Origin of the sequence: Pseudopedobacter sp., assembly GCF_040392825.1 — a bacterium.
Classification (GTDB): Bacteria; Bacteroidota; Bacteroidia; order Sphingobacteriales; family Sphingobacteriaceae; genus Pseudopedobacter.
The window spans coordinates 1-11,887 of the sequence record NZ_JBEBVH010000112.1 but is presented as its reverse complement, the minus strand read 5'-3'; the positions used below and the strand labels follow the sequence as shown (position 1 = coordinate 11,887).

Annotated in this window: 11 protein-coding genes; 5 read left to right on the top strand and 6 right to left on the bottom strand. The window is 37.7% G+C overall.

Features of this window, described 5'->3' with window-relative positions; genetic code table 11:
- Window positions 1-3,585 (bottom strand): PKD-like domain-containing protein (locus ABWO41_RS09590; RefSeq protein WP_353137048.1); only part of this gene is annotated, 3,585 nt, incomplete at its 3' end.
- Between the two features lie 409 nt (window positions 3,586-3,994).
- Here ABWO41_RS09590 and ABWO41_RS09585 point away from each other — a divergent pair.
- Window positions 3,995-5,554 carry an FAD-dependent oxidoreductase gene (locus tag ABWO41_RS09585; RefSeq protein ID WP_353137045.1) on the top strand — a complete coding sequence of 520 codons (1,560 nt, stop codon included), beginning with the start codon at window positions 3,995-3,997 and terminating at the stop codon, window positions 5,552-5,554.
- A 169-nt stretch (window positions 5,555-5,723) separates the two neighbouring features.
- Here the strand turns inward: ABWO41_RS09585 and ABWO41_RS09580 are convergent, their stop codons facing one another.
- Complete coding sequence (locus tag ABWO41_RS09580; protein WP_353137042.1) at window positions 5,724-5,879, bottom strand: hypothetical protein; 156 nt, start codon at window positions 5,877-5,879, stop codon at window positions 5,724-5,726.
- A 727-nt stretch (window positions 5,880-6,606) separates the two neighbouring features.
- Here ABWO41_RS09580 and ABWO41_RS09575 point away from each other — a divergent pair.
- Together ABWO41_RS09575 and ABWO41_RS09570 are read left to right on the top strand one after the other, a co-directional pair.
- Window positions 6,607-6,831: a hypothetical protein gene (locus tag ABWO41_RS09575; protein ID WP_353137039.1), complete on the top strand. Its 225-nt coding sequence runs from the start codon at window positions 6,607-6,609 to the stop codon at window positions 6,829-6,831.
- A gap of 77 nt (window positions 6,832-6,908) precedes the next feature.
- Window positions 6,909-7,277, top strand: a complete 369-nt coding sequence (locus tag ABWO41_RS09570; protein ID WP_353137036.1) for an SPW repeat domain-containing protein — start codon at window positions 6,909-6,911, stop codon at window positions 7,275-7,277.
- A 244-nt stretch (window positions 7,278-7,521) separates the two neighbouring features.
- Here ABWO41_RS09570 and ABWO41_RS09565 read toward each other — a convergent pair whose 3' ends face one another.
- The 4 genes from ABWO41_RS09565 to ABWO41_RS09550 form a co-directional block, all read right to left on the bottom strand.
- Window positions 7,522-8,685 carry a Gfo/Idh/MocA family protein gene (locus ABWO41_RS09565; protein WP_353137033.1) on the bottom strand — a complete coding sequence of 388 codons (1,164 nt, stop codon included), beginning with the start codon at window positions 8,683-8,685 and terminating at the stop codon, window positions 7,522-7,524.
- Window positions 8,686-8,716: 31 nt separating this feature from the next.
- Window positions 8,717-9,511 carry an SDR family NAD(P)-dependent oxidoreductase gene (locus ABWO41_RS09560; RefSeq protein WP_353137030.1) on the bottom strand — a complete coding sequence of 265 codons (795 nt, stop codon included), beginning with the start codon at window positions 9,509-9,511 and terminating at the stop codon, window positions 8,717-8,719.
- A gap of 143 nt (window positions 9,512-9,654) precedes the next feature.
- Entirely contained in the window at window positions 9,655-9,888 is a 234-nt protein-coding gene (locus ABWO41_RS09555; RefSeq protein ID WP_353137027.1) for a hypothetical protein, read from the bottom strand.
- Between the two features lie 356 nt (window positions 9,889-10,244).
- Complete coding sequence (locus tag ABWO41_RS09550) at window positions 10,245-10,448, bottom strand: hypothetical protein (RefSeq protein WP_353137024.1); 204 nt, start codon at window positions 10,446-10,448, stop codon at window positions 10,245-10,247.
- A 293-nt stretch (window positions 10,449-10,741) separates the two neighbouring features.
- Here ABWO41_RS09550 and ABWO41_RS09545 point away from each other — a divergent pair, with 293 nt between their 5' ends.
- Complete coding sequence (locus tag ABWO41_RS09545; RefSeq protein WP_502945643.1) at window positions 10,742-10,957, top strand: DUF3175 domain-containing protein; 216 nt, start codon at window positions 10,742-10,744, stop codon at window positions 10,955-10,957.
- Window positions 10,958-10,995: 38 nt separating this feature from the next.
- A complete protein-coding gene (locus ABWO41_RS09540) occupies window positions 10,996-11,727 on the top strand; it encodes a hypothetical protein (RefSeq protein ID WP_353137018.1) in 732 nt (243 codons plus the stop codon).
- Window positions 11,728-11,887 lie beyond the last annotated feature (160 nt).

The window sequence follows — 11,887 nt, the reverse complement described above, 5'->3', positions numbered from 1 at the left end:
ACAACTAATAGTTCTATCTGGCGAGAATACAGATAATGGCTTTGCTCTTACTAATACGGTAGAAGTATAAACTACCGCAGGGCTGCAAGCCGAACTAGCCGTTAATGTTACAGTATATAATTTATCTTTGCCTCCCGGATCCGGTAAAAATGTAATTGTGCCGGGCTGTATTTGAGCAGAAGTCTGCCCATTCCCGAAATCCCAAAAAAAAGTGGTATTGAGCATAGGTGATGACGTATTTGTAAAGTTAACGTCTAACGGACCACATCCCTCTGTCTTATCTTGTGTAAAAGCACTCAATAAAGTTTTTTGTGTAATAAAATCATGACTCATTTCTGCCTGTTTACACCCCAGACTACTTGTAACCACTAATTTAACTGTAACCGTATCATCTCCCTCATTAATTGTATAGCCAGGAAAATTTATGCCTGTGCCGATCTGAATGTCATCAACATACCAGATATAGTTGCCATTACGATCCGGATAACTAACAGCCTTTATATTGTTGTTGTCCAGAAGAAATGGAGCACATCCCTTATCAGCCAGAAAATTAAACGCTGCTTCTGCATCAGGACTTACCGTAATAGTTATCTCATTGCTGTAATTAGGTACACTTCCCGGACACGAAAAACTATTTACTACCCGGCGATATACTATGGTAACATTTAAAACCGGGGGTGAATATCCTTCAGATTCAGCTCCCATAATATTTGCCCATGAGACGCCATTATCTGTACTCAATTGCCATTGGTAAGTATAAGGCCCATCTCCTCCTGTTGGAATATTACCAGTTAAAGCAACTGGTGCTGTCCCTTCACAAATAGTTTGATTGGTAGAAATTGTATTAGGTGCACCAGCTTTTACTGTAATACTTATGCTTTCCGTATCTCCGGCACATCCATCACTAGATATTGGCGTAATCTGATAAGTAACCGTTCCTGCTGTTGCAGATTTATTAAATAAAATATCTTCTATCTGTGTAATTGACAATGCTATTGAAGTTTCCGAATTACCACTGATTAAGGGATCGGAAACGCTGCTAATCCAGGTATATGTAGTATTTGGTATAGAAGGACTTAATCTGATAACCACTTTTTGCCCACTGCATATACTTGTACTTTCTGCCGTTACCGTCACAGCAGGTTTAGGCATCACGATAACCGTCAAATTAAAAGGCTCACCGGTACATCCTTCATAGAACGGTGTAATAGTATAGGTTACCGTAGCCGAACTACTATTGCTATCGTTTACCAATCTATCGGTAATAATAGTACCACTTCCTGCACTAAAGCCACTGGCATTGGCAGAACCGGTCGCAGTCCAGCTAAAAGTGCTCCCCGTTACTGTAGCTATTGGCATGTAATCCACCTGATTTGCTGTACATATATTTTTACTTGCCTCACTGGTTATCCTATTGGGTGCAATTATATTAATCGTAGTGAAGCCTTCTACAACGTTACATGGTGACGCCAAATTTGTTGTAGCCCGAAGTGTCAAATCCACCCTTCCAGATTGCCGTTCCGCCTCTGTTGGTGTATAGTTGGCATTTAGTGTATTTCTATCCGGTAAAAAAACACCCATTCCGCCTACCCACTCAAAAGAGTTAACGGTGCCATTAATTGTACCGTTTAAATTGACAGAGCCAGTAAAACAAATAGCGTCGTAAGTACCCGCATTTACCGTTGGTGCCGGTTCGAATGTTATATTTTGCACAGCGCTTACTGTACCACAATTGTTTTGGTGAGTAACGGTAATGGTATAAGTGGCATATTCGGTAAAATCAATGACAGGGAATTTAGAATTTTGACCTGTACCTCCAATAAAAGCATAAGCTCCTCCCGTGACAGTCCATGTATAAGTATTAGATTGCGGTTCTGCGGTTCCGCTAAATTCTACCCTGGTTGGTCCGGAAGTAGTATTATTAAAATTATAGGAAGACAGATTACAACTGGTGAGATCGGGCGACAAAGAAACTGTCGGAATATTATTTACCACCAATGTATATTCCTCTGTGGATACCGCAGTACAGGCAGACGAATTAATAGTTAAACGTATTTTATAAACTCCCGGTTGTACAAATTTAATTTCAGGTTCTGCGCTTGTTGTACCGGTATTATTCTCAAAAACAACATTCCCTCCACTCACTGCCCAATTATAAGTATTTGTTCCGCAAGTATTGTCTGTAAACGACGTGTTTACTGGTTTTAAAATTGTATTGGCGCAAACGGTACTACCGGTACTATTCCCATTTATCGTAAAAGATGGTCGCGGAGGTTCTTGTACGCAAACCGTATCTTCTTTGGCTTCTGCCGGGCAGGCGGTGTTTGAGCTCGATTCCAGTCTTACAACATGTTTCCCCGGTGTGGTAAAAGTATAGGTCAATGGAAATGATATGGGCCTGTTAATCGCACCGGGCACCACTTGCCCATCTACATACCAGGTATAGGTAACAGCATTATTGCCACAACCAGATGCAGTAGAATTGGGATCTTGTCCTGGAATAGAAGTATTGGTAAATACTGCGGGCTGATTTAAACAAGCTCCGGAGTTAGTAAAATCGTTTTGAGGTTTATTAATAACCTTCGCAAAGGTAGATACCGGAGTACCCACATCTCCGCAATAGCTATTAAAAGTAGATATATTAACACCAAAAGCATTATACACACTACTGCTTCCGGATACAATGGTTCGTCCACAAGAATTCTCGGTATATTCGTGGCTCATTTTACCATTGCTGTTTTTAATATCGCAGAAAGTATATAAATTTTCCTGTCCGTCACCCCAATTTATCCGGTAAATATTACCCGGAAAATTATTCTCTATTCCATCGGTCCCTGATACGGTCACATTAAAATCCAGCACTGCATTTGGAAGACAAACGGTATTATTTCCAGAAGTACCAAAAGCTGTTAAGGTTCGATTATTAATAATCATATAGGCTTTCGTTCCTATTGTTCCATTGGACATTCTTGCGCTTACATAAATGGTATAATGTGCAAGTTGTGCAACAAAAGGTTTTACCTGAGCATCAAAGTTAATTTGTGCAGCAATGTTGTCATTGAGCTCGTTTTTAACAGATGCGATAACCGAGCTTCCTACCGTAGATTCATTACTGAGATAAAAGGTATGGTTATTAATTCCTGAACATAAACCAAAAATATCGGTGTTGCTTGGATTTATATAACTCGAAGTAATATTTGCTGAAACAGCTGCGCCCGAGCTAATTTCAAATGCCCCCGAACTATTACTTACCAATGCGGGGAGAGTCGATTTTACCCGAAGCCTATATCCTGTCCCTACAACTGCAGAAGCCGGAATTACTCCATTAATAAATGTGGTATAAAAACCATCAAATGTGCCAATCTGTGTTTCATTTATAAAGCTTCCTGTTGCATCAGACAAATACAGTCCAAATTTATTACCAGGCCGTATACAGGTTGTATTACTAATCTCTACTAAAACAGCTATTGTAGATCCTGGGGTATATGGCGATACGGCATCATGGTTAATAACTATTCCCTGAGCCGATACATTGTATGCCGCAAAAAACAATCCTATAATAAACAGGTATAATTGTCTTATCATAACACCCTATAAATAGAAGCTTTATAAAGTCGCAGAAAAAAGTAACCAAGAGCGTTTACAATAAATCAGACAATACCGACAGCGGTAATAAATTATTTATGTTAAGAATTGCTTTCTGTTTCCATTATAAAACTGGCCATTACTAAATTTTCAGGGAGCTCCAGATATTGTTGTTTCAAAGGTAGATCGGCACAAATTCATCTGTTTATCCCTGCGGTATCCTTACTAAATCTGTACCAAAATATAGCACAGTTCGCGGATATTGATTTTGATGGTCTATAAGTGCCATTTAACAACTGATTTAAACAATAAAAATCCTAATTACACTATATTTTCGTCCGGTTATCAATTTTTGGCAGGAGATTTATAGTAATATCAAACGTCTACACACAATCTTAAATGATGACCTATGAAACAGCATAATCAGGAAAAACCTGTTAAAGCAAATTCTCCCCGCGACGGCGAAATGAATAGTCCATGGCAAAGTCTGAATTCACCAAACATTCTAACTCCTAACCAGGAGATCATTTTTGATGTTTTAATCATTGGTGGAGGTATTACTGGTATAACCACTGCCCTGCTCCTGCAGATGGAAGGTAAAAAGTGTATCATCATAGAAGCCAGAAACTTAGGATTTGGCACTACAGGCGGAACAAGTGCTCATTTAAACAGTTTCTTTGATTCTACATATGCCGACATTGAGAAAGATTTCAACGAAGATACAGCCAAACTTGTAGCCGATTCTGGAAAAGACACACTGAAGTCTATTAAAAACCTGATTGAGCGTTTTAATATACAATGTGATTACGAGACAAAAGATGGACTTCTCTTTTCGGAAAATGAAAAAGAGAGCAAACAACTAAGTAAAATATTGGAGGCATCAAAAAAAGCGGGTATTGATGTACAAAAAGCCAATGACAATAATTTACCAATTCCATATCATGAAGTAATTGAATTTAGCCAACAAGGTCAGTTTCATCCACTAAAATACCTTTTTGGCCTTGCAAAGGCTTTTGTCGATTTTGGAGGAGTTATTAAAGAAAATACGTTTGTAACGGACACTGGATTCGAGGATGGCTTACATTATGCCGAAAGCACGCATGGTAAAATACAGGGACTCAATATCGTCCATGCGACACATATTCCGCAGAGAATTTCTTTATTTAATTTTAAATGCGCCCCGTACCGAAGTTATGTTATTGCCGTTACACTATCGGACGGAGAATATCCTGATCAGCTGATATATGATATGAAAGAACCTTATCATTATTTCAGAACACATACCATCGATGGAGAAAAATATTTACTGATTGGAGGAGAAGATCATAAAACGGGGCATGGTGATCCGGAAGAATCGCTAAAAAACTTAATTACTTATGCCAAAGCATATTTTAATATCGATACCATTGCTTACCAATGGTCGTCTCAATACTACGTACCTGCAGACGGATTACCTTACATAGGCCCTTTCCCTGGTAGAGAAAAAGGTTGTTATGTAGCAACCGGATTTAACGGTAACGGTATGACCTTTGGTACGCTGTCTGCACAAATTATAAGTGATGCTATTTTGGGTAAAAAGAATGTATATGCCGAAATATATGATCCATCACGTATAAAACCTATTGCCGAATTCAGCGAATTAATAAAAGAAAATGCAGATGTCGCCTGGCACTTTGTTGCAGACCGATTTCCTACTGATTTCATTTCTTCGCTAAAAGAAATAGATAACGACACTGGCCGTATTGTCATTTATAATGGTCATCGAATTGCAGTCTATAAAGATCATGCAGGCAAATTCCATGCATTAAATCCAACATGTACTCATGCAGGATGTATAGTAAACTGGAATCAGATAGAAAAAAGCTGGGATTGTCCCTGCCATGGAGGTCGGTTTAATATAAACGGAGATGTAATTAGCGGCCCGCCGCCAAAGAATCTACAAAAAATTGATATTGAAGGCAAAGTTTAGTGTTGCCGTTCATAATCTCTTTTAGGCAAGTATTCTTTCGGAAAAAGAGCAAAAAAAGTAACGTGAAGTAAGCACTCAGACATCATCCTATTCGAGGGATATCCAATGAATGGAAGGCTTATATACCAATTAGCCTTTCCTATTCTTAATATAAGTTTAATAAGATTCGCTACTCTCCCTTGTCTACATGTTTAACAGGACTTGCACCTGCTTTCTTTTGCATATTGTTCTCCTGTTCTTTAGCCGTGGATTTCATTTGACCCAGTTGATCCGTCTCACGGGCCCCATCAACAATTTCTTCGTCAGAGAGCCTGTTATTTGGCATATCCTTTGAACGCCCCTTGCGAAGCCATTCTTTATCATTGTTTTTAATCATCGCTATTTTGATTAAAGTTACTTACCATAAGTCTATATATCTTTATTCCGACTACCGTTCACCATCCAAAAGAAGATTAACATAATAGCCACGAATAGTACTATAAAAATTAGGGGGATTGTCATAAGTCTTATTGTTAAATCTGAAGATATCACTTATCTGGTTGCTGTCTACCACAAAAAATTTAATTAAAATTTCCCGTAATATTCAAATGCTACCTGTTTATTTCCAGCAATAATTATGCTAAACAGATAGGGAAAACACCCGATCTGCATGTGACTTTTACGTATGAAACAAAAAGCGAAAAATCGTTTTAAAACACTGATTATCAACCGTATTTACACATTAAAATACCGTATTACGAACATATAGAAACCGTATTTATACATTGCTTTTTGGTCATATATGTGTACAATCACAAATAATGTTTTAATGACGAAACCTTTTATCTAACATGGAAAAAACGGCTTTTAATCAAGGAAAGTTCAACATATCAGGGCTAATGGTTCTCGAAATCCTATTTATGCCTATCGGGACCAGAGCGCAAGCCCATGAAGTAACATAAGACAAACAACGGTGTACAGGCGTTCTTTTAAACCGTGTAATAAATAAAATCATTTAAAAATTTGATAATTAAACACTTCCAAATCAAGATTAATATAAATAAGTAAAAATTATGAAAAAGTCCTTTGTAAAAACCAGTGTAGCTTTATTATTTGCAGGTATGCTAATAGCAAGCTGTAATTCAGTTAATCGTACCTCTTCAGGTTCAGATACTACAGACAGAATGGATACACCTAACGACACTTCTATCTCTCCTAATCAGGCAGATACTTCCGGAGAGTCTACCGGTCGAACAGATACTATCAGTGCTCCCAGAGATACCTCTCGCCGGTATTAATATCGATGTTCCGTTTACCGACTTACGATTTTAAATACTCATCAGTATTAATTTTCGTAAGTCTTTATCATTTGAATATGAAATTTATTAATAGAAAAACACATGCGGTGCTGGATTATGTTTCTGTACTGATCTTAGGAACCGCTCCCTTTTTATTTAACTTTGCTAATATAACACCCGCTCTTTATACTGCACTGTCTATGGCAATCCTTATCCTTTTAATGTCTTTATTTACTGATTATGAAGGCGGTGTACTGAGGTTTCTGCACATTTCTTTCCATCTCACGGTAGATGTAATCCTGGGTCTTGTACTGGCTGTTTCCCCATGGCTTTTTAATTTTAATGAGGTTGTTTATTTACCTCACCTGATTATGGGAATTCTGATTGCAGGAGCCGGGTTATTTACTGTAAAAAGGTCTCCACGGCAACCTTATATGCCTTTATAATTTGAACAACTTACTCCGGATTCATATTTTTATGGATTGGATTCCCTTGGTTTCATTTTGAACCGAGGATTAAGCGTCTTTTGAAAAAGATCCATATCAAATTCCATTTATAAATTTTTATCTGATATTAGAAAATCTCAATGTCATATCGGACATTTAAACAGTAAAGCTGAAATCGTACTTTTGAGAAAGACGATCAGTTTTCATTTACCGGGTAGGTTATTTACCTGGATAGAGATTGGTATTATATAATTTCCACACGTTGTCCTGTTTCCATAGCCTTATAGATTGCCTGCAATATTTTTACATCCTGTCTTCCCATTTCTCCCGGAACCGGAGTAGACCGATTCTCTTTAATAGCCAGTGCAAAATCATCCATTTGCAAGGCCTGTTGGTTAACCTGTTCAAAATCTATCTTGCCCTTAGAGGTATCTCCTTTAATCCCACGATAAGGATAAGCCGGCGAAAGTTCAAACCAGCCGTTACGGGCTTCTGCTCTTAATAGATTCAGATCTTCTGAATAGCTGGTTTTACACTCAGCTATAATGTTACCCGGAAATTCCAATTGCCAGGTAAGAGACTCTTCCACTTCTTTAAAAGTATCGGGATCAGTTTTAGGGCCTTCTTTTGCTTTCACCGCAATAGGCTCCATACCGGTAGTATATCGCACTCCCTGTACACAATAAATGCCTACGTCCATTAAAGGACCGCCTCCTGCGAGTTCTTTATCCAAACGCCATCCTTTAACACTGGACATACCATTTTCCGCTTTCAGTCTTAGTATTTCTCCAAAAACATGTTCCTGACCCAACCGCATCATTTCTTTATTATGTGGTTCAAAATGTAGCCTGTATCCAATAGAAAGCATTTTGCCGGCTTCTTTACAAGCCGCTATCATCCTATCACAATCGTCCACTGTAATGGCCATTGGTTTCTCACAAATCACATGTTTGCCCGCTTTTGCAGCTCTTATAGTATATTCGGCATGCATCGCATTCGGAAGAACAACATATACAATATCGATATTTGGATTATCTTTAATGGAATCGAAGTTTTCGTAGCTGTATACATTCTTTTCGGGAATATCATACTTCTTTTTCCACTTGTCAACTTTATCTGGTGTACCTGTAACAATGCCGGCGAGGTAACAATGCTGAGTTTCCTGCAAAGCAGGCGCAAGCTGGCCACTGCTATAACCTCCAAGACCAACCAGTGCTATACCCAACTTTTTTTTCGCTTTCTGTTCGGCGGACTGAGCTTCTGCTTGTTGATTATTTGGTAATCCGCATGATGCAAATGCAGACAGACCTGAAAATGTAAGCCCTCCTATTCCGATATAAGAAACATGAGCTACAAATTTTCGTCTGGAATACAATCCTCTTCCACTAAAAATTTGCTTATTTTCCATATAATGTAATTTAAAATATCTACCGGATACACTATTTTTTATCAACAGGCTTTTGTTGCTCTGCCATCATACCTGCGAGCTTATCATCCGGGGTAATATTCCCCATACCCACCTGTAATTTATTCTTAAGGCCAGAAACTACTTTATCTTTATTCCCCATCAGTGCTTCAAAACCATCTTTAGCTACTTCCGCCGGATTAGACATAGCATCCTTATCCTGCACAATTCTACTTTCTGTCATACCAGCTTTATTAAAAAAATCGGTATCTGTTACTCCCGGCATAAGCGCCGTAATAGCAATATTATAGCCCTTTGTTTCTTCCCGTATAGCTTCGGTAAAAGACAATACAAACGCTTTTGTTCCATGATAAACTGCCTGCCATGGACCAGGAATTTTACTGGCAATAGATGCCAGGTTTAATATTTTATCATTGTTCTTGGCAACCATTTCTTTCAAAAAGCATTTTGTCAAAATAACAAGAGAAGCTATATTCAAGTTAATAATAGCCAATTCCCGATTGATATCGGTATCCTTAAATTCTCCAAACAAACCTTGCGCAGCATTATTTACCAGCACATCTATGCTTATTCCTTTATTTCTAATTTCTTCATAAAGTTCAAAAGCATTTTTAGTTTCAAATAAATCTTTCTGAATAGCAATTACATCTATGCCAAATTGCCTGAACTCTGATGCCCTCTGCTCTATTTCTTGCTTATTTCGCGATACTATAACCAGATTATAGCCGTCTTGTGCAAAAAGTTTGGCCAATTCATAACCTATTCCACTGGTTGCACCTGTTATCAGGGCGTATTTATTATTTAACATACAAAACATTTTACAGGCAGCAGAATGATTATTTTCTCTCCACCCGGTGTATTATTAATTTTACCCTACTTTAAAAAGTATACGATTTACTATGCTTTAAAATCAATTAACCGCTTAAATTGTGAGGTTACCGTCTTTGTGCCTTATATAGAATTGGTGTTCTCCCCTTGATCTTCCCGCCCTTTATTAACATTTCGGTTTGCATGTCTTAAATTGATAACATCATCGGGCTGCCCTTCATTGTCCAGATATCTATTTTCGAGCGTTTCATTTGTTTCCTCATTTAAGGTGACATCTTTCAATCCATCACCTCCGCGCTGGCTGTCCGAAGGTTTGCCCTTTGGCGCCTTACTTTTTGAATTACTGTGCTGCGTCATAATAATTTTAGATTTTATAAACCGTTCTTAGTTTATCGAAGTGTCTTTACCATAAACATGAATCTTCAAATAGCTTTAAGGCTATATAAGATCAGCTCAAGCTAACAAAGCAGTCTTTTTAATCAGACTCTTTACAGTATCAACTCGTCAACCTGAAAGAGATTATGGTAAGCCTTCAATATTAAACACTATTAAATGCTTTTGCCAATAGAATTACCATACCGTTAACGATGGGCAATGTATCATTTTGGTAAATATCTTTTAATCAGTACTGTGAGGTACAGCTTACAAAAACAAAAATCCACAAGATATCGCCATTGCCCACCATTGTAACAACATTCAGAAATACTTAAGTATTATCTCCTTGTTATAGTGTCTCTTTTGTTATCGGTCGTGTCTTTTTTTGGCCAATCTTTTTTCATTGGCTTTTTACTTCCGGTTTTTTTCTTCACAGGCCCTTTTGTAGTGTCCTGTCTGGCAGGATCCTGTTGCGGTATTCCTGCAGCCGATGCTGAAAAGCAGAAAACAATCAACACTACCATCATCATTAACTTTTTCATAGGTTTTCAATTTTATCCGACAATAGATTTATTACCTCAACACGTAAAATACGCGGGCGGTTTGCATGATTTAAATTTCAGGTATAAATCTATAATTCAAGTATTTATACGCAAAAACCAAATAATTATCAACTTAAAAAAATGTGATAAAACAAATTCTTAATCCAAGGAATTATATCAGTAATTAGCATAATAACTATGAAAACAAAAGAGCATAAGAACCAGACAAAAAGATGGTCTGCTGAAGTGACTGAAAATAGTGATGCGCTGGTTCTGGAAGAAAATATATTTGAATCAAAAAGTTCAAAGAAATTGCAGTCTCATTGAAAAAATCGGCAGAAGAAAGTAACAGAAGAAAATCCAATCCTTACCGCTCGGCCATGTCCATGCTAACTTTTTATATCAACCGGGCAGGAAAGAATCTGGAATCTAAACAAAAAGAAGTGTTGGAAAATGCAAAAGAGGAATTACGCAAAGTATTCGGTCGCGAACCTAAAAAGAAAAAGTAATTGGACATCAGAAAACCCGACATATAATTTAATTGTTTATGCAAATATTAGTCGATAATACCATGGCAACTTCAGGAAAAAGAACCGGCAATAAAAACGAAAGCAAACCTTCCAAGGCAAAAAAAAGCGACACAACAAAAAAGGATTTGTCTGCAAGTTATAACACTTTTAAAAAGTTCGAAGGCCGGCAATACACCGGCATGCAGATTGGCAGAAGCCATCATTGGGATTACGACCAGGGCGACTGGAAAGAAACTAAAATTACACCCGATCTGTGGGAGATTAACTATGCGGTTACCAAACGTCGCAAAGGACATGCTCCTGAGGGTAGCGGTGTTCCTGTAGGTACAGAATACCATTGGTATATCCTTTCGCATCAGAATGTAAGGAAATTAAATGCCAATGACTATTCTACAGAAATGCATGGTCTTAAGTTTAAGCTGGCGCATAAACGGGCCGATAAAGATAAATGGAGCCTGAGCGGCACTACACAACGCAAACACCTGATCGCATTCTTAAAAGAAATGATTGAGCAACTTGAGAAAGAACCTGTTCCGCTTGAGTTTGAATATGGCGGTAAAAAATATAAAGGTTCGGGAACTCCAGTACCGGAAACTTGCGATGAGGATATTTGCTATCAGTTAGATGTGGAACTGAATGACGAAGCTTGGGGCATCATTCGATGTGCAAAAAGCGGATGGAAGATGGATGGCGTAGAGCCCGAACTGGTAGAGGCTATTGGTGACGAGATTTTTGCTTATTATGAATGATATCAATCGAAATATCTCAAGATGTAGAATGTTTAGTTATAATTTCTTAGAGTAGCTCATTTAGAATTTCTAAAACGGCTGTACATTAATTTTATATAGTTATATTAAATTATATTTGAAATTTTAAAATATTATTTATTTTTGAATAGAATAACTTTAT

What these genes read in the sequence shown, in the direction of transcription:
- ABWO41_RS09585 (WP_353137045.1), top strand. Translation starts at nt 3,995, where the DNA reads ATGAAACAGCATAATCAGGAAAAACCTGTTAAAGCAAATTCTCCCCGC.
- ABWO41_RS09580 (WP_353137042.1), bottom strand. Translation starts at nt 5,879, where the DNA reads ATGCCAAATAACAGGCTCTCTGACGAAGAAATTGTTGATGGGGCCCGT.
- ABWO41_RS09575 (WP_353137039.1), top strand. Translation starts at nt 6,607, where the DNA reads ATGAAAAAGTCCTTTGTAAAAACCAGTGTAGCTTTATTATTTGCAGGT.
- ABWO41_RS09570 (WP_353137036.1), top strand. Translation starts at nt 6,909, where the DNA reads ATGAAATTTATTAATAGAAAAACACATGCGGTGCTGGATTATGTTTCT.
- ABWO41_RS09565 (WP_353137033.1), bottom strand. Translation starts at nt 8,685, where the DNA reads ATGGAAAATAAGCAAATTTTTAGTGGAAGAGGATTGTATTCCAGACGA.
- ABWO41_RS09560 (WP_353137030.1), bottom strand. Translation starts at nt 9,511, where the DNA reads ATGTTAAATAATAAATACGCCCTGATAACAGGTGCAACCAGTGGAATA.
- ABWO41_RS09555 (WP_353137027.1), bottom strand. Translation starts at nt 9,888, where the DNA reads ATGACGCAGCACAGTAATTCAAAAAGTAAGGCGCCAAAGGGCAAACCT.
- ABWO41_RS09550 (WP_353137024.1), bottom strand. Translation starts at nt 10,448, where the DNA reads ATGAAAAAGTTAATGATGATGGTAGTGTTGATTGTTTTCTGCTTTTCA.
- ABWO41_RS09540 (WP_353137018.1), top strand. Translation starts at nt 10,996, where the DNA reads ATGCAAATATTAGTCGATAATACCATGGCAACTTCAGGAAAAAGAACC.